Annotated in this window: 15 protein-coding genes and 1 tRNA gene; 8 read left to right on the top strand and 8 right to left on the bottom strand. The window is 67.0% G+C overall.

Annotated features, from left to right (window positions below):
• Positions 1 to 123: 123 nt before the first annotated feature.
• From AC1DFU_RS26370 to AC1DFU_RS26390, 5 genes are all read right to left on the bottom strand, one after another.
• The gene (locus AC1DFU_RS26370) at positions 124 to 1,266 is read right to left on the bottom strand and encodes a BMP family ABC transporter substrate-binding protein (RefSeq protein WP_441593623.1); all 1,143 of its coding nucleotides are present in this window, start codon (positions 1,264 to 1,266) and stop codon (positions 124 to 126) included.
• Between the two features lie 72 nt (positions 1,267 to 1,338).
• Entirely contained in the window at positions 1,339 to 2,259 is a 921-nt protein-coding gene (locus tag AC1DFU_RS26375) for an ABC transporter permease (protein ID WP_092292205.1), read from the bottom strand.
• 18 nt (positions 2,260 to 2,277) lie between these two features.
• Positions 2,278 to 3,372, bottom strand: a complete 1,095-nt coding sequence (locus AC1DFU_RS26380) for an ABC transporter permease (protein WP_092292207.1) — start codon at positions 3,370 to 3,372, stop codon at positions 2,278 to 2,280.
• A complete protein-coding gene (locus tag AC1DFU_RS26385; RefSeq protein WP_092292209.1) occupies positions 3,365 to 4,933 on the bottom strand; it encodes an ABC transporter ATP-binding protein in 1,569 nt (522 codons plus the stop codon). The genes AC1DFU_RS26380 and AC1DFU_RS26385 overlap by 8 nt, the downstream gene beginning before the upstream one ends.
• A gap of 341 nt (positions 4,934 to 5,274) precedes the next feature.
• Positions 5,275 to 6,180, bottom strand: coding sequence for a pirin family protein (locus AC1DFU_RS26390; RefSeq protein ID WP_441593624.1), 906 nt, complete (start codon positions 6,178 to 6,180; stop codon positions 5,275 to 5,277).
• 679 nt (positions 6,181 to 6,859) lie between these two features.
• Between AC1DFU_RS26390 and AC1DFU_RS26395 the strand changes: the two genes are divergently transcribed.
• The 4 genes from AC1DFU_RS26395 to AC1DFU_RS26410 are packed head-to-tail and all read left to right on the top strand — an operon-like array spanning position 6,860 to position 10,394.
• Entirely contained in the window at positions 6,860 to 7,576 is a 717-nt protein-coding gene (locus tag AC1DFU_RS26395) for an ABC transporter permease (protein WP_441593625.1), read from the top strand.
• A gap of 13 nt (positions 7,577 to 7,589) precedes the next feature.
• Complete coding sequence (locus tag AC1DFU_RS26400; protein ID WP_092292215.1) at positions 7,590 to 8,531, top strand: glycine betaine ABC transporter substrate-binding protein; 942 nt, start codon at positions 7,590 to 7,592, stop codon at positions 8,529 to 8,531.
• 10 nt (positions 8,532 to 8,541) lie between these two features.
• A complete protein-coding gene (locus tag AC1DFU_RS26405) occupies positions 8,542 to 9,195 on the top strand; it encodes an ABC transporter permease (RefSeq protein WP_092292217.1) in 654 nt (217 codons plus the stop codon).
• Positions 9,192 to 10,394 (top strand): osmoprotectant ABC transporter ATP-binding protein OsmV, encoded by a 1,203-nt coding sequence (locus tag AC1DFU_RS26410; RefSeq protein ID WP_092292219.1) that lies wholly within the window; start codon positions 9,192 to 9,194, stop codon positions 10,392 to 10,394. The genes AC1DFU_RS26405 and AC1DFU_RS26410 overlap by 4 nt, the downstream gene beginning before the upstream one ends.
• A gap of 87 nt (positions 10,395 to 10,481) precedes the next feature.
• Here the strand turns inward: AC1DFU_RS26410 and AC1DFU_RS26415 are convergent, their stop codons facing one another.
• The gene (locus AC1DFU_RS26415; RefSeq protein ID WP_092292221.1) at positions 10,482 to 12,059 is read right to left on the bottom strand and encodes an aldehyde dehydrogenase (NADP(+)); all 1,578 of its coding nucleotides are present in this window, start codon (positions 12,057 to 12,059) and stop codon (positions 10,482 to 10,484) included.
• 112 nt (positions 12,060 to 12,171) lie between these two features.
• The gene (locus AC1DFU_RS26420) at positions 12,172 to 12,930 is read right to left on the bottom strand and encodes a FadR/GntR family transcriptional regulator (RefSeq protein WP_441593626.1); all 759 of its coding nucleotides are present in this window, start codon (positions 12,928 to 12,930) and stop codon (positions 12,172 to 12,174) included.
• 220 nt (positions 12,931 to 13,150) lie between these two features.
• On the opposite strand from AC1DFU_RS26420, the gene gudD reads away from it, so the two are divergent.
• The gene (gene gudD, locus AC1DFU_RS26425) at positions 13,151 to 14,503 is read left to right on the top strand and encodes a glucarate dehydratase (RefSeq protein ID WP_092292225.1); all 1,353 of its coding nucleotides are present in this window, start codon (positions 13,151 to 13,153) and stop codon (positions 14,501 to 14,503) included.
• A gap of 58 nt (positions 14,504 to 14,561) precedes the next feature.
• The gene (locus AC1DFU_RS26430) at positions 14,562 to 15,560 is read left to right on the top strand and encodes a Bug family tripartite tricarboxylate transporter substrate binding protein (protein ID WP_092292227.1); all 999 of its coding nucleotides are present in this window, start codon (positions 14,562 to 14,564) and stop codon (positions 15,558 to 15,560) included.
• 82 nt (positions 15,561 to 15,642) lie between these two features.
• Here the strand turns inward: AC1DFU_RS26430 and AC1DFU_RS26435 are convergent.
• Positions 15,643 to 15,732 (bottom strand) — tRNA-Ser (locus tag AC1DFU_RS26435).
• A 192-nt stretch (positions 15,733 to 15,924) separates the two neighbouring features.
• On the opposite strand from AC1DFU_RS26435, the gene AC1DFU_RS26440 reads away from it, so the two are divergent.
• Positions 15,925 to 16,437, top strand: a complete 513-nt coding sequence (locus AC1DFU_RS26440; RefSeq protein WP_092292229.1) for an outer membrane lipoprotein — start codon at positions 15,925 to 15,927, stop codon at positions 16,435 to 16,437.
• Positions 16,438 to 16,521: 84 nt separating this feature from the next.
• A partial coding sequence (locus tag AC1DFU_RS26445) for a transposase (RefSeq protein ID WP_441593627.1) occupies positions 16,522 to 16,716 on the top strand: 195 nt, incomplete at its 3' end.

A 16,716-nucleotide genomic window follows, 5' to 3' on the forward strand; every position in this document is an offset into this window, starting at 1 on the left:
CATGCGCAACACGCGCAGCCAGTGCGCATGCAGGGATAACTTGGGCCGATGCAGGGGGATTCAAGTTCCCCTCCGCCCGAGGCAGCGGACGGAGGGGCGGTCAGTCAGGCCTGAAACCGGCGATCAGCCCGGCACGTTGCCTTCCACGCCTTCCACGTAGAACTTGATGTCGTGCAGGAACTTGTCGTCGGCGACCTGATCCTTGGCCAGCTGTTCCTTGCCGGCGTTGTCCTTGAGCGGACCCTTCCAGATCGGGGCGGTGCCGTCGATCACCCCCTTCTTGCGTTCCTCGACCAGCGCCTTCACGTCATCCGGCACCACGGCGTTGAAACCCTTCAGGTCGATCATGCCTTCTTTGAGGCCCCACCACGTGGTGCTGTTCTTCCACTGCTTGTTCAGCACGTCTTCCACCACCTTGTTGTAGTAGACGCCCCAGCTAATGACGGAGGCGGCCAGGTGGGCCTTTTCGCCGAACTTGCTCATGTCGCTGTCCCAGCCGAACGCGTAGACGCCCTTCTCCTGCGCGGTCTGGACGACGGCGGCGGAGTCGGTGTTCTGCATCAGCATGTCCACGCCCTGGCCGATCAGGGTGGTGGCGGCCTCGCGCTCCTTGCCCGGATCGAACCACTTGTTCACCCACACCACCTTGACGGTGGCCTTGGGGTTCACACTGCGCGCGCCGAGCGCGAACGAGTCGATGTTGCGGATGACCTCGGGAATCGGCACCGACGCCACCACGCCCATCTTGCCCGACTTGCTCATCTTGCCGGCCACCACGCCAGCCAGGTAGGCGCCTTCATAGGTGCGTACGTCGTACTGGGCGAGGTTGTCGGCGGTCTTGAAGCCGGTGGCGTGCTCGAACTTCACGTCCGGGAATTCCTTGGCCACCTTCAGCATCGATTCCTGATAGCCGAACGTGGTGCCGAAGATCAGCTTGTTGCCCTGGCTGGCCAGGTCGCGGAACACGCGCTCGGCGTCCGCGGCGGACTCGGGCACGTTCTCGACGAACGAGGTCTTCACCTTGTCGCCGAACTTGGCTTCCACCGCCTTGCGGCCGGTGTCATGGGCGAAGGTCCAGCCGGCATCGCCCACCGGGCCGATGTAGACGAACGCCACCTTGAGCGGTTCGCTGGCGGCGGCTGCCGGCGCGGAGGCCGGGCCTGCCGACTCGGCCGGCTTGTCGGCCTCTTTCTTGCCGCAGCCGGCCAGGGCCAGTACGGCGGTGGCGGCCAGGGCTGCCAGGGTGGTCCTGCGTGACACGATCATCGATCTCTCCTTGAAAAACGTCTTGTGATGCGTTTGGTTTTGACTACTGGTTGGCTCGAAAAAACGGAAACATCAGGCATTGCCCGGGCGGAACGGCTTGCCCAGCGAGGCCGGCATATTGAGCCGGATCCACGCCGGGTTCCGCGAAATCAGCGCCAGCACGACGATGGTGGCCGCGTATGGCAACATCGACAGCACCTGCGACGGCACCGACACGCCAATGCCCTGCAAATAGAACTGGAGGATGGTCACGCCGCCGAACAGCCACGCACCCACCAGCACCCGGCCCGGACGCCACGTGGCGAAGGTGGTCAGCGCCAGCGCGATCCAGCCCCGGCCCGAGACGAGGTTCTCCACCCACATCGGCGTATAGACCAGCGACAGGTAGGCGCCCGCGAGCCCGCAGCAGGCGCCGCCGAACAGCAGCGCGCCAAAGCGGATCCAGCGCACCGGGTAGCCCAGCGCATGGGCGGACTCCGGGGACTCGCCAATCGCGCGCAGCGTCAGCCCGGCCCGTGTGCGGAACAGGAACCAGGTGATCGCGGCACATAGCAGAATGCTGAAATACACCATCCAGTGATGCTGGAAGAAGGCCGGCCCGACGAACGGGAGGTCGGCCAGGAACGGCACCGACTTGGCCTGCGCGGGCATGGCGTAGCCGACGAAGCGCTGCGCCATGAAGGCCGACAGGCCCGTGCCGAAGATCGACAGCGCCAGGCCCGTGGCCACCTGGTTGGTGGCCAGCACCAGCGCCAGCCACGAGAACAGCGAAGCCATCAGCATGCCGGCCAGCGCGCCAGCCGCGAAGCCGAGCATCGGCGACTGGGTTTGGTAGCCGACCATGAAGCCGAACGCGGCGGCCACCAGCATCATGCCTTCGGCGCCGAGGTTGAGCACGCCGGCGCGCTCGTTGACGAGCAGGCCCAGCGCGGCCAGCAGCAGCGGGGTGCCGGCGTTGATCGCCGTGGCGATCAGGGGAGCGAGTTGTTCCATATTGTTATCGGCTCCGGTTCAGGCGGCCCGGGCGCGCCAGCGCAGCCGGTTGTCGATCAGCGTGTCGCACGCCAGCAGGAAGAACAGCAGCATGCCCTGGAACACCCAGCCGATGGCCGAGGGCAGCCCCAGCCGCGACTGCGCCATCTCGCCGCCTATATAGAAGAGCGACATGACGATGCCGCCGAACACGGCGCCCACCGGATGCAGCCGCCCCACAAAGGCGACGATGATGGCCGTGAAGCCGTAGCCGGGCGAGATCGACGGCAGCAGCTGGCCGATCGGCCCCGTCACCTCGAACGCGCCCGCCAGCCCGGCGGTGCCGCCCGAGATCATCAGCGCACTCCACAGCGCCTTGCGCGACGAGAACCCCGCATAGCGCGCCGCCAGCGGGGCAGTGCCGCCCACCTGGAGCCGGAAGCCGGCAAAGCTGCGGAAGACGAACACCGTCATCGCGGCCACCAGCACCAGCATGACCAGGAAGCCTACGTGCAGCCGCGAGCCGGACAGCAGGTTCGGCAGCAGGAACTCGGACGAAAACACTTTCGACTGCGGGAAGTTCATCCCCGCCGGGTCCTTCAGCGGTCCGTTGACGACCCACAGCAGCAACTGCTGGGCGATGTAGGTCAGCATCAGCGAGACCAGGATCTCGTTGGCGTTGAAGCGGTCCTTGAGCAGCGCGGTGATGGCCGCCCAGGCCATGCCGCCGACGATGCCGGCCAGCCCGGCGATGACCAGCACCGCGGGCCCGGAGATGGTGTGGCCCGGTGTGTCGAAATAGAGCACGGCGGCCCCGGCGAAGATGCCGCCGAGGATCAGCTGCCCGTCCGCGCCGATATTCCAGACATTGGCCCGGTAGCAGACCGACAGCCCCAGCGCGCAGAGCACCAGCGGTACGGTCTTGAGCAGCACTTCGCCAATCGCGCGCTTGTCTTTCAGCGGATCGACCAAAAACACCTTGAGCGCGGCCACCGGGTCCTTGCCGAGCACCAGGAACAGCAGCGCGCCGAACAGCAGCGTCAGCACCAGCGCGAATAGCGGCGAGGCGTAGGCCATCGGGCGCGACGGGGCGCCGCGCGGCGCCAGCGTCAGCGGGGAGCGGAGATCAGCCATGGCTAGCCCCCTCCGTGGTGGCGTGCGGCCGTTCGCTGGCCGGCCCGCCCTCCCATAAGCCGCTCATCCACAGGCCGACCTGCTCGCGCGTGGCCGATTCCACGGGAATCGACGGCGACAGGTGGCCCTTGGCCATCACATGGAGCCGGTCGCACAGGCCGAACAGCTCGTCGAGTTCCTCGGACACCACCAGCACGGCGCAGCCGGTGGCCTTGAGCGCGAGGATTTCGTTGTGGATCTGTGCGGCGGCGCCCACGTCCACGCCCCAGGTCGGTTGCGCCACGATCAGCACTTTCGGACCACTTTCGATCTCGCGTCCGACGATGAATTTCTGGAGATTGCCGCCCGACAGGCTGCGCGCCAGCGCCGCCGGCCCGCTGGCCTTGACGCGGAAGCGGCTGATGATGCCGGCCGCCAGCCCCTCGGCCGCCTTCGGCGACACCATGCCGCCGCGCACATAGGGCGGCGTCTGGTGCGACAGCAGGGTATTGGCCGACAGGCTCATGCCCGGCACCGCGCCCCGGCCTAGCCGTTCCTCGGGCACGAAGGCGAGCCCTACGCGGCGGCGCGCGGCGGCGTCGAGCCGGCCCACCGGTTGCTGGTCGATCTGCACGCTGCCCGCCGCGCCACGCGGGTCCTCGCCGGAGAGCGCCGCCAGCAGTTCCTGCTGGCCGTTGCCGGACACTCCGGCGATGCCGACGATCTCGCCGGCATGCACATCGAGCGCAATCTGTTGCAATTCAGTGGCGAAGGCGTGGGCGCGCGGCACCGAGAGGTCGCGCACGGCCAGCCGCACCGGCCCGCGCTCGGTGGTCACGCGGGCCTCGCGCGGCGGCTCGCCGCCGATCATCAGCCGCGACAGCGACGCCGCGCTTTCCGCGCGCGGGTCGCAGACGCCCGTCACCCGGCCCATCCGCATCACGGTGGCGTGATGGCACAGCGCGCGGATCTCGTCGAGCTTGTGACTGATATAGAGGATGCTGGTGCCTTCCTCGGCCAGCTGGCGCAGCGTGACGAACAGCGTCTCCACAGCCTGCGGGGTCAGCACCGAGGTGGGCTCGTCCAGGATCAGCAGTTGCGGCCGGGCCAGCAGCGCGCGGACGATCTCCACGCGCTGGCGCTCGCCCACGGACAGCGTGTGCACGTGGCGGTTCGGTTCCAGCGGCAGGCCGTAGCGCGCCGCCGTGTCGCGGATGCGTTCGGCCAGTTGCTTCATCCCGCCGACTTCCTTCGGCGGCAGGCCGAGCGCGATGTTCTCGGTCACGGTCAGCGTGTCGAACAGCGAGAAATGCTGGAAGACCATGGCGATGCCCAGGTTGCGGGCATCGTGCGGGCTGGCGATGGCGACCGGCGCCCCGTTGAAGTGCACCTCGCCGGCGTCCGGACGGACCGCGCCGAAGATGATCTTCATGAGGGTGGATTTGCCGGCGCCGTTCTCGCCAAGAACAGCGTGGATCTCGCCGGGGGCGACGGAGAGGCTCACGTCGTCATTGGCGGTCACGCCGGGATAGCGCTTGGTGATGTGGGCAAGCGCCAGCCTGGGGGGAAGTTGTAATGTCACTGAGGCGGCTCGGATTGTTGTGGCAGCAACGTTGAGATCAGGCACGTGACAGCGGCTGTGCGTGGCGCAGCATCGCCGCGCGGCAGGTTGTCATCATCATGGTGTCGTGATGCCCGGAATTTGCTGTGGATTATATAAGTGCGCGGGGGTTCGGCGGCCCGTTTCCGGCCGCAGGCCATGCCCCACAACGGTTACAGGCAGGTTGCAAGTCGCGTGCCGAGCACGCGGGCAAGAAAAAACCGCCGCGCTGTCACGAGGACAGGGCAGCGGTCAGCAAGGGCCCCGGCGCATGGCCGGGGCAGGGGAGGAGGTTAGCGTCGGTTAGCGCAAATCAGCGCCGGTCAGGCATTGGCTGCCACGCCAAAACGGCCTTCGCGGAAGTCGGCCAGCGTCTGGTAGATCTGTTCCTGCGTGTTCATCACGAACGGGCCGTACTGCGCGATCGGCTCGTTCAGCGGCTGGCCGGCAATCACCAGGAACTGGGCATCCTGCGTGGCGGTCACGACCACGCCATCGGCCCCGCCGGCGTTGTCGAGCACGCCCATGCGCTGCGCTTCCACCACCGCGTCGCCGATCCGCACCTCGCCCTGATGCACATAGACAAAGGCGTTATGGCCGGCCGGCACTGCCTGCGTAAAGGTCTGCCCGGCGGGCAGGTTCACGTCGAGGTAGATCGGCGCGGTGACCGGACGCGTCATGGCCCCGGCCACGCCGTGGGAGGCGCCGGCCAGCACGCGCACGGTGCCGCCCGAAGGCAGCGCCACGGTCGGAATCGACGCGGCCGGCATGTCGCGGTACCACGGCGTGGTCATCTTGTCCGCGGCGGGCAGATTCAGCCAAAGCTGGAAGCCTTCCATGCGGCCGTCTTCCTGCTCGGGCAGTTCCGAGTGCACCACGCCGGAGCCGGCCACCATCCACTGCGCGCCGCCGCCTTCGAGCAGCCCTTCATTGCCGGCGCTGTCGCGGTGACGCATGCGGCCAGCCAGCATGTAGGTGATGGTCTCGAAGCCCCGGTGCGGGTGATCGGGGAAGCCGCCGATGTAGTCGTCCTTGTTGTCGGTGCCGAAGGCGTCGAGCATCAGGAACGGGTCCAGCCGGCGTTGCAGGTTCTGCGTCAGCACGCGGGTGAGCTTCACCCCGGCGCCATCGGACGTGGCAATGCCGCGCACCACGCGATCGACGGTGCGCGAGCGCTCAACGGTCTCCTGGGCGGTGGCCGGAACGGTGGCGAGAGTGCGGGTTTCCATGTTGTGGTTTCTCCTGTGGCGGACGGCCCTCGGCCGTCTCTGCATACCCGTAAATGTAGGGGTTTGGTGGCAAAGCGGTAGACGGCGGGCGGGCAACAGATTGTTCCAATCGTGTTGCAAATGAGCGCCCAGTCAGTGCATGGCTGCAACGGACTGGCCGGCGTTTTAGAAGCCGAAAGATCGCCGCCAGATGGCCGAAGAAGGCGCCTGAAACCATCTCGGAAAACGCGAAGATGACAGATTGACAGAAGTTGTGTAGAATAGCGCTCTCTTTGTCATCCGTTGCTGGAAATTGCTGTGGTCCGGTTTGTGCCGGAATCCCCGCGATCCCTTGTCCAGCAACGGCCGATTGACCGGCGGCGCCCACCGAAGCGCGTTTCCACAACGACACCAGTCGCCGCCACTGGCCAAGCCGGATCAAACTGATCCGATTGCGCCGCTACCGGGCGATTCGCACCCACCGCTGTACCGCGCGAATCCCCTTCACAAGGCTGTCCCGCCCCTCGCGTGGCAGCCACAAGTCCGTCCGCTGGCAATCGTGCCAGTCATGGCGGCAAGGCAATCTGAACCGGGCCCCGGCGGGCACCCATCCGAACTACCGCCGGCCCTTTTGTTTTCCGCTTCCGGGAAGTGGCGCCTGATGCTCATGGTGCCGCCCCCGGCGTTGGAAAGGGGGAATATGTCGAAGCAAACCATCCGGGCATTGGCCTGGAGCGGTGTCATTGCCGCCGCGCTGGCCGGTCTGGTCGCGTGGATTGGTGTGGATGTGATCCATCAGTATCACGAGCGTCTGATCTACGACGTAGGCGACCACCTGCGTCTGGTCGCGATCTCGATGGCGATGGCACTCGTCACCGGCGTGCCGGCGGGCATCGCGCTGAGCCGGCCCTGCATGCGCCGCTGGGCGGACCGCCTGATGCAGATCTTCAATATCGGCAATACCGTGCCGTCGCTGGCCGTGCTGGCGCTTGCGCTGGCGGTGCTCGGCATTGGCGAGCGCCCGGCGGTGCTGGCGCTGTGGCTGGCGTCGCTGCTGCCCATCGTGCGGAATACGTACGAAGGGCTGCGCAACGTCTCGCCGGCGCTGCGCGAGGCCGCGCGCGGCATTGGCATGACGCCGTGCCAGCGCCTGGTGCGCGTGGAACTGCCCAACGCGCTGCCCGTGATCCTGGCCGGGGTGCGCATCAGCCTGGTGATCAACGTGGGCACCGTGCCGCTCTCGTTCCTGATTGGCGCCAACAGCCTTGGCGAGCTGATCTTCCCGGGCATCTACCTGAACAACCAGCCGCTGCTGCTGCTGGGCGCCGCGGCCACCGCGCTGCTCGCGCTGCTGCTGGACGCGCTGTTCGCCACGGCCGGCCATATCTATCTGCGCCGCCGCGGGCTGGCGTACTGAGGAGTCGAATTACATGGGAATGCAACGAAACTGGGAGCGCCGGCTGTTCTGGCTGTTCGCCGTGGTGGGCGTGGCGGCTGCCGCCGTGCTGCTGGGCACCGCGCCCGCCCGCGCGCAACAGCCGGCCGGCGAGCCTGTGCGGGTGGGCGGCAAGAACTTCACCGAGCAGCTGATCCTGTCGTCGATGACCACGCAGTACCTGCGCGCCAAGGGCATCAACACGGAAGTCACCTCGGGCCTGGGCAGCACGCTGATGCGCCAGGCCATGGAGTCCGGTCAGCTGGACGTGGTGTGGGACTACACCGGCACCGCGCTGATCGTCTTCAACAAGGTCGAGGAAAAGCTGGACGCCGAGCAGAGCTACGCACGCGTGAAGCAGCTGGACGCCGCCAAGGGTCTGATCTGGCTGGACGCCTCCAAGGTCAACAACACCTACGCGCTGGCCATGCCGAAGGAGCGCGCCGAGCCGGGCCTGACCACACTGTCCGCCTACGCCGCCAAGCTGCGCGAGAAGGCCGCCGATGACAAGGCCCGCCCGTTCGCCGTGGACATGGAGTTCGCCGCGCGCCCGGACGGCCTGGAGCCGCTCAAGGCCGCCTACCAGCTGCCGCTGGGCCGCAAGGACGTGATCCAGCTCGATCCCGGCCTGGTCTACACCGCGCTCAAGAACAATCAGGTCGATCTGGGCCTGGTCTACACCACCGATGGCCGCGTGAAGGGCTTCGACCTCGTGCTGCTGGAAGACGACCTGCACTTCTTCCCGCCGTATAACGCCGTGCCCGTGGTGCGCAAGGCTGTGCTCGACAAGCGGCCGGAACTGGCCGGCCTGCTCAACGCGCTGTCCGCCCAGCTGGACAACGCGGCGATGACCGACATGAACTATCAGGTAGATATCGGCCAGCAGCCGGTGGACAAGGTGGCAGGAGACTTCCTGCGCAGCCACGGACTGATTTGAGGAGCCGCCCATGGATTTGCTGACTTATCTCGCGCATAGCTGGCCGACGCTGCTGCGGCTGACCGGCGAGCATCTGGCGCTGGTGGGCTCCGCCGTGGGGCTGGCCATCCTGATCGGCGTGCCGCTCGGCATCCTGATCACGCGTCACCGCTTCCTGGCCACGCCGCTGCTGGCGCTGGCCACGGTGGTGCTGACGCTGCCGTCCATCGCGCTGTTCGGGTTGATGATCCCGATCTTCGCGCGCTTCGGCCACGCGCTCGGCTACGTGCCGGCCGTGACCGCCGTGTTCCTGTACTCGCTGCTGCCGATCATGCGTAACACCTACACGGCGCTGGCCAATGTCGATCCCGGCATCCAGGAGGCCGGCCGTGGCATCGGCATGACCACATGGCAGCGCCTGCGGCTGGTGGACCTGCCGCTGGCCGTGCCGGTGATCCTGGGCGGCGTGCGCACGGCCGTGGTGATGAACATCGGCGTGGCCACCATTGCCGCCATCATTGGCGCCGGTGGCCTTGGGGTGCTGATCCTGCAAGCGATCAGCCAGAGCAACATGAGCAAGCTGGCCGTGGGCGCGGTCCTCGTCAGCGTGCTCGCCATTGTGGCGGACGCCGGCCTGCAAGCCCTGCAGCGCGCGCTGACGCCGAAAGGAATCCGCCAACCATGATCGAACTCGACCAACTCACCAAGTCCTTCCACCAGAAGGACGGCACGGAAGTGCGCGCCGTGGATGCCGTCTCGATGACGGTACCCAAGGGCGAGATCTGCGTCTTCCTGGGCCCCTCGGGCTGCGGCAAGACCACCACGCTCAAGATGATCAACCGGCTGATCGAGCCCACCTCGGGCACGGTCCGCATCGAGGGCGAGGACACCGCCGGTATCGACGGCGTGGCGCTGCGCCGCAAGATCGGCTATGTGATCCAGCAGATCGGCCTGTTCCCGAACATGACGATCGAGGAAAACATCATGGTCGTGCCGCGCCTGCTCGGCTGGGACAAGCGCCGCTGCCGCGAGCGCGCCCGGGAGCTGATGTCGATGGTGCAGCTCGACCCGGACAAGATGCTGGGGCGCTACCCGCGCGAGCTGTCGGGCGGCCAGCAGCAGCGCATCGGCGTGATCCGCGCGCTGGCGGCGGACGCTCCCGTGCTGCTGATGGACGAGCCGTTCGGCGCGGTGGACCCGATCAACCGGGAGAGCATCCAGAACGAGTTTTTCCAGATGCAGCGGCAGCTCGGCAAGACCGTGATCATGGTGTCGCACGACATCGACGAGGCGATCAAGCTGGGCGACAAGGTGGCCGTGTTCCGGCGCGGGCAACTGGTGCAGTTCGACCATCCGGACGCGCTGCTGGCCCATCCGGCGGACGACTTCGTGCAGGCCTTCGTCGGCCATGACAACACGCTCAAGCGCCTGCTGCTGGTGCGCGCGGGCGATGCGGCGACGATGCCGCCGAGCTGCCGTCCGGACATGTCGCTGGCCGAAGCGTTCGGCGTGATGGACGAAGCCGACGTGCGCCACCTGCCTGTGATCGATGAGGCGCAGCGCGCGCTGGGCTACGTCACGCGCCGCGACGTGCGCAACGCCCTGGCCAAGGGCGGTAGCTGCGCCGATGTGCTGCGCCCGTTCGCGGTCAGCGCCGCGTTCGACGAGCACCTGCGCATCGTGCTGTCGCGCATGTACCAGCACAACACGAGCTGGCTGCCCGTGGTGGACGGCGATGGTGTCTACCTGGGCGAAGTCACGCAGGAGTCGATTGCCGACTACCTGAGCTCGGGGCGCTCGCGCGGCAATGCGCCGGTGATTCCGCCGCCGGTGTCGTCGCCCGTCACCACGCCGAGTTCGGCGCCGATGCGGGTAGCCGCCTGATCGCATGATCGCGGCTGGAGCGCCCTCCGCCATGAAAAACGGCCGCTTGCGCGGCCGTTTTTTCGTCCATCAGAACAACGACGCGGCTCAGGCGCGGCCGAGTTCGCCGTCCTTCAGACGCCACAGGTTCAGCGGGTTGCCATCCTGCACGGCGGCCGGCAGCAGGGCGGCCGGCACGTTCTGGTAGCACACCGGACGCAGGAAGCGGTCGATCGCCGAAGCGCCCACCGAGGTCGTGCGGGTGTCCGACGTGGCCGGGAACGGGCCGCCGTGCACCATCGCGAACGACACTTCCACGCCGGTCGGGTAGCCGTTGAACAGCACGCGGCCCACCTTGCGTTCCAGCGCCGGCAGCAGGCGCGCGGCCACGGCCTTATCGCCGGCATCGGCCTGCACCGTGGCCGTCAGCTGGCCTTCCAGGATGCGGGTGACGGCCAGCAGCGTGTCCACGTCGCGGCAGGTGACGAGCACCGTCGACGGGCCGAACACTTCGGCATGCATGCGGTGATCGGCGATAAAGCGTTCGGCGGAGGTCTCGAAGAACGCCGGACGGGCCTGGTTCGGACCCGTGCCTGCCAGGCCGCAACCCGGGCGGGTCAGGCCTTCCACGGCGGACAGTTGGGCCACGCCACGCTCGAACGCCTGATGGATGCCCGGCGTCAGCATCGTGCCGGCGGCCTTGGCCGACACCGCTGCCACGGCGGCGGCGCGGAAGGCGTCCAGCGCCGGGCCTTCGATGGCCAGCAGCAGGCCGGGGTTCGTGCAGAACTGGCCTACGCCCATCACCAGCGAATCCACCAGGTCACGTGCGATGGCTTCGCCGCGCGCGGCCAGTGCCTCGGGCAGCAGGTAGACCGGGTTGATGCTGCTCATCTCGGCGTAGACCGGAATCGGCTGCGGACGCTCGTTGGCGACCTTGACCAGCGCCATACCGCCCGTGCGCGAGCCGGTGAAGCCCACGGCCTGGATCACCGGATGGGCGACCAGCGCGGTACCGATGGCGATGCCGGCGCCCATCACGAGCGAGAACACGCCTTCCGGCAGGCCGTTATCGGCAACTGCCTTTTGAATCACACGTCCGACCAGTTCCGAGGTGCCCGGGTGCGCCGGGTGGGCCTTGACGACCACCGGGCAGCCTGCGGCCAGCGCGGAAGCGGTATCGCCACCGGCCACCGAGAACGCGAGCGGGAAGTTGCTGGCGCCGAACACGGCCACCGGACCGACGGGGATGTTCTGCATGCGCAGGTCGGGGCGCGGCGGGGTGCGCTCGGGCAGGGCGCTGTCGAGCGTGGCGTCTTGCCAGCGGCCGTCGCGCACCACACGTGCGAACAGGCGCAGCTGGCCGGCGGTACGGCCGCGCTCGCCCTGCAGGCGGGCGATCGGCAGCGCCGTCTCGGCGTGCGCGCGCTGGACCAGTTCATCGCCCAGTGCCTCGATGCCTTCGGCGATCGATTCGAGGAAGCGCGCGCGCTGCTCGGGCGTGGTCGCACGATACGTGTCGAAAGCCGCCTCGGCCAGTTGGCAGGCGCGGTCCACATCGGCGGCATTGCCACCGTGGAACGTCGGGGCCAGGGTCTCGCCCGTGGCCGGGTTGATGGCCTGGAAAGTGTCTTCGGTGCCGCGTACGGCATTCGCGCCGATCAGCATCTCGCCGGTAAGAGTCATGGTGTATCGATCCTGCGTCGTATCAGAAACATGTCATAAGACATCATATGACATCGGAAAGTCGCCCGCAACCGCGCCGCCCCCAATTACCGAAGGGGCCGCGCGCATGGCGTCAGGCGGAAGAAGCGGAGGAGCCTGCCAGGGCAGAAGCCTTGCGCAGGCGCTCGCGGCTGTTGGTCAGGTGCATGCGCATGGCGGCCTTGGCGGCCTCGGGGTCGCGGCGCTCGATCGCATCGTAGATGCTTTCGTGCTCGAAGTTGACGCGCTCCAGGTACTGCTCGCGCTCGGGCGTGCTGACCTGCAGGCGGCTGCGCGGAATCACCATCGTGCCGAGGTGGCCCATGATGTCCGTGAAATAGCGGTTGCCGGTGGCGCGCGCGATGGACAGGTGGAACTCGAAATCCGAGCCCACGGCGTCGCTGCCTTCGGAAGCCTTGCGTTTCATGTCGTCGAGCGCGCTGCGGATGGCCGTGAGCTGCTCGTCGCTGCGCCGCGTGGCGGCCAGGCTCGCGGCCTCGGCTTCCAGGCTGACGCGGAATTCCAGCATCGCCAGCACGTCCATGGCCGTGACCATGGCCGAGGGGTCGATGCGGAACGGCGAATGGGTCTCCACCGGGCGGGCCAGCACGAAGGTGCCGATGCCATGGCGGGTCTCGACCAGGCCGCTGGCTTGCAGGCGCGAAAGTGCCTCGCGCACCACTGTGCGGCTCACGCCGAGCGTGGCCATGATCTCGGATTCCGTTGGCAGCTTGTCGCCGGGCTTGATCTGGCCCTGCTGGATGCTCTCGGTCAGGTTACCCACTACTTCCTCGGCAAGCGTGCGGCCGCGGCGGCGCAGGGGAGCGGGCGAAGTTATCGGGACATTGGACATGGGTAGGGGAAACTGAGGTATTGACCGTCGCAAGATGCGCTCATTATACTGCGTCGTAAGTCATACGATGACAGATAACGCACAGGTTTGCGAGAACCCCTTGCCATAATCGGCATCGATCTGTTGCGTATGGCGGCCAAACATCACAAGCAGGGCGCAGTCTCGATGTGGAGCGCGAACCCGGCATCACCCTGAAACGCGTTTTCGGAGACAGATCCACATGACCGCATCCCAACATGCCGCCGGCGGCGTCACGCCCGTCGTCACCGAGTTGACTGTCGTCCCCGTGGCGGGCCACGACAGCATGCTGATGAACCTGTCCGGCGCGCACGGCCCGTACTTCACCCGCAATATCGTGATCCTCAAGGACAGCGCCGGCAATACCGGCGTGGGCGAGGTGCCGGGCGGGGAGGGCATTCGCCAGACGCTGGAGGATGCGCGTCCGCTGGTGGTTGGGCAGCCGATCGGCCAGTACCAGGCCGTGCTGAACAAGGTGCGTGCGACGTTCGCCAACCGCGACGCCGGCGGCCGTGGCCTGCAGACCTTCGACCTGCGCATCACCATCCACGCCGTCACGGCGATCGAGGCGGCGATGCTCGACCTGCTCGGCAAGCACCTGCAGGTGCCCGTGGCCGCGCTGCTCGGCGAGGGCCAGCAACGCGACGCCGTGGAGATGCTCGGCTACCTCTTCTATGTGGGCGACCGCCAGAAGACCACGCTCGACTACCGCACCGAGCCCGATGGCGACAACGAATGGTTCCGCGTGCGCAATGAAGTGGCGATGGACGCGAAGGGCGTCGTCCGTCTGGCCGAGGCCGCGTACGAGCGCTACGGCTTCAACGACTTCAAGCTCAAGGGCGGCGTGCTGAGCGGCGACGAGGAGATGGAAGCCATCATCGCGCTGCACGAGCGCTTCCCCAAGGCGCGCGTGACGCTGGACCCGAACGGCGGCTGGCTGCTGGCCGACGCGATCCGCCTGTGCCGCGACAAGCACGGCATCCTGGCCTACGCCGAAGACCCTTGCGGCGCTGAAGACGGCTATTCGGGCCGCGAGATCATGGCCGAGTTCCGCACCGCCACCGGCCTGCCGACCGCCACCAACATGATTGCCACGGACTGGCGCCAGATGGGCCACGCGGTGCGCCTGCACTCGGTGGACATTCCGCTGGCCGACCCGCACTTCTGGACCATGCAGGGTTCGGTGCGCGTGGCGCAGATGTGCGCGGAGTGGGGCCTGACCTGGGGTTCGCACTCGAACAACCATTTCGATATTTCGCTGGCGATGTTCACCCACGTGGCCGCCGCCGCGCCGGGGCGCGTGACCGCCATCGACACGCACTGGATCTGGCAGGACGGCGAGCACCTGACGCGCAGCCCGCTGAAGATCGAGGGCGGCCTGGTGCAGGTGCCCAAGACGCCGGGGCTGGGTGTGGAACTCGACATGGACGCGCTGGCACGCGCCAACCGTCTCTATCAGGAGAAGGGGCTGGGCGCGCGCGATGACGCCATCGCCATGCAGTTCCTGATCCCGGGGTGGAAGTTCAACAACAAGGCGCCGTGCATGGTCCGGTAACGCGTCCGATCACGGATTCAAGCATTAAAGATAAGACAGTAAGACAGGAGACAAGACAATGCTGAAACAGAAGACGCTGTTCCGCCGGATTGCCGGTGTATTCGTCGCCCTGGCCGTGGGCGCCACGGTCAGCAGTGCGGCCGTGGCGGCTGGCACGGCCTGGCCGCAGAAGGCGGTGACGATGGTGGTGCCGTTCCCGGCCGGTGGGTCGTCAGACACCATCGCCCGCGTGCTGGCGCAGCCGCTCAACGACAAGCTGGGCCAGCCGTTCGTGATCGACAATCGCCCCGGCGCCACGGGCGCGATCGGCGCGACCTTCGTCAAGCGTGCCCCGGCCGACGGCTACACCCTGCTGGTGGCCTCGATCGGCGTGTACGCGGTCAACCCGTTCCTCCAGAAGAACCTGGCCTACGACCCGGCCAAGGACTTCGACCTGCTGACCGTGGCCGTGCGCGCGCCGAACGTGCTGGTGGCCAACCCGAACTTCCCGGCCAAGAACCTGGCCGAGCTGGTTGCGCATATGAAGAAGAACCCGGGCAAGGTGAGCTTCGCTACTTCGGGCGCGGGGTCGTCTGACCACCTGACCGCGGCGCTGTTCTGGCAGAAAAGCGGTACCGATGGCCTGCACGTGCCGTACAAGGGCGGTGCGCCGGCCATCTCGGACCTGCTCGCGGGCCAGGTCGATGTCTCGTTCCAGAACCTCAACGCGGTCATCCAGCACATCCGCACGGGCAAGCTGCGCGCGCTGGCGATTACGTCGGACAAGCGCTCGGCGCTGCTGCCGGACGTGCCGACGATGGCCGAGGCCGGCGTCAAGGATGTGGAAGTCTATTCGTGGCAGGCCGTGGCCGCCCCGAAGGGCCTGCCGGCCGACGTGAAGTCGCGCCTGCACGGCGCGCTGGTCAGCGCGCTCAAGGAGCCGGGGATGCAGAAGAAGCTGGGCGAGCAGGGCTTCGAGATCGTCGCCAACACGCCGGAGCAGTTCGTCCAGTTCGAGAACGAAGAACTGAAGCGCTGGAAGACCGTGATCGAGCAGGGCAAGATCACGCTGGAATAAGCGCCAGGACCGAATCACCGTGGGGGGTCAATGCTCCACTGCAGTCCTTCGCCCCGCCTGAATGGCGGGGTTTTTTATTGTCTGGCGGAAGCGGTGAGATTCGAACTCACGGATGGGTCACCCCATCGGCAGTTTTCAAGACTGCTGCCTTAAACCACTCGGCCACGCTTCCTTGGAGGGCCGCATTATACAAGGTGGCGGCGGCCCGTAGTGTGATGCCCTCGTCAATCGCCTTGTCTGCGGTGTCGGTGTTTGTCGGACACAGCGGAACCTTGTGAGCCGGTTCGCCTCATATTGGCAGGACGCGCGGCGCCTGCCCACCGCGCGTTGGCATGTCAAACAAGCGATAGAGGAGGACTTATCCATGCAGCAACATCGCAGCAAATCATGGCTGGCCCTTGGCGCGCTGGCCTGTGCGGCCACCCTGGCAGGGTGCGCGCAGCCCGGCTACAACGGCTATGGCAACTACAACAACGCCCCGCCGAACACGGGCTATCAGGACCCGAACCAGAGCACCTACCAGGCTCCGGCGGGCTCGGTGTTCACGGGCCGCGTGGAGTCGATCGAGCCGATCAACTCCACGCAAGGCAGCTCGGGCCTGCTCGGCACCGTGATCGGCGGCGCGGCGGGCGGCCTGCTCGGTCACCAGATCGGCGGCGGGCGTGGCCAGACCGTGGCGACCATCGGCGGTGCCGTGGCGGGCGCCGTGGCCGGCAACCAGATCGAGAAGCGGGCGGGCAGCAATACGCAGACCGTGTATCGCGTTAACGTGCGGCTGGACGATGGCCGGATGGCCACCGTGACCCAGAGCAATATCGGCAACCTGCGCGTGGGCGACCGGGCGCGTGTGGCCAACGATATGGCCACGCCGTACTGAGTACGTACTTCGTAGTTCTACGAAAAAAGCCACGCGACATGAACTGCACCCCAAAAGTTGGACACCAACTTTTGGGGTGTTTTCATGTATCGGTACTCGGAGCAGTTCAGGCTGACAGTTATCCAGAGCKACCTGGACGGTCAGGCAGGCTATGGTGAGATCGCCAAACGCCATGAAATAGACAGCGGAACAGTACGGCGCTGGGTGGCGGGATACCGCCTGCATGGCGCGGCGAGCATCAAACGGAAGTACACGCACTACAGCGCCGAGTTCAAGCTT

Source organism: Cupriavidus sp. 10L45, assembly GCF_056395225.1.

Excerpts from the sequence above, each read along its gene's own strand:
- AC1DFU_RS26420 (WP_441593626.1), bottom strand. The coding sequence starts at position 12,930 with ATGTCCAATGTCCCGATAACTTCGCCCGCTCCCCTGCGCCGCCGCGGC.
- AC1DFU_RS26430 (WP_092292227.1), top strand. The coding sequence starts at position 14,562 with ATGCTGAAACAGAAGACGCTGTTCCGCCGGATTGCCGGTGTATTCGTC.
- gudD (WP_092292225.1), top strand. The coding sequence starts at position 13,151 with ATGACCGCATCCCAACATGCCGCCGGCGGCGTCACGCCCGTCGTCACC.
- AC1DFU_RS26405 (WP_092292217.1), top strand. The coding sequence starts at position 8,542 with ATGGATTTGCTGACTTATCTCGCGCATAGCTGGCCGACGCTGCTGCGG.
- AC1DFU_RS26375 (WP_092292205.1), bottom strand. The coding sequence starts at position 2,259 with ATGGAACAACTCGCTCCCCTGATCGCCACGGCGATCAACGCCGGCACC.
- AC1DFU_RS26380 (WP_092292207.1), bottom strand. The coding sequence starts at position 3,372 with ATGGCTGATCTCCGCTCCCCGCTGACGCTGGCGCCGCGCGGCGCCCCG.
- AC1DFU_RS26400 (WP_092292215.1), top strand. The coding sequence starts at position 7,590 with ATGGGAATGCAACGAAACTGGGAGCGCCGGCTGTTCTGGCTGTTCGCC.
- AC1DFU_RS26410 (WP_092292219.1), top strand. The coding sequence starts at position 9,192 with ATGATCGAACTCGACCAACTCACCAAGTCCTTCCACCAGAAGGACGGC.
- AC1DFU_RS26390 (WP_441593624.1), bottom strand. The coding sequence starts at position 6,180 with ATGGAAACCCGCACTCTCGCCACCGTTCCGGCCACCGCCCAGGAGACC.
- AC1DFU_RS26415 (WP_092292221.1), bottom strand. The coding sequence starts at position 12,059 with ATGACTCTTACCGGCGAGATGCTGATCGGCGCGAATGCCGTACGCGGC.
- AC1DFU_RS26395 (WP_441593625.1), top strand. The coding sequence starts at position 6,860 with ATGTCGAAGCAAACCATCCGGGCATTGGCCTGGAGCGGTGTCATTGCC.
- AC1DFU_RS26370 (WP_441593623.1), bottom strand. The coding sequence starts at position 1,266 with ATGATCGTGTCACGCAGGACCACCCTGGCAGCCCTGGCCGCCACCGCC.
- AC1DFU_RS26440 (WP_092292229.1), top strand. The coding sequence starts at position 15,925 with ATGCAGCAACATCGCAGCAAATCATGGCTGGCCCTTGGCGCGCTGGCC.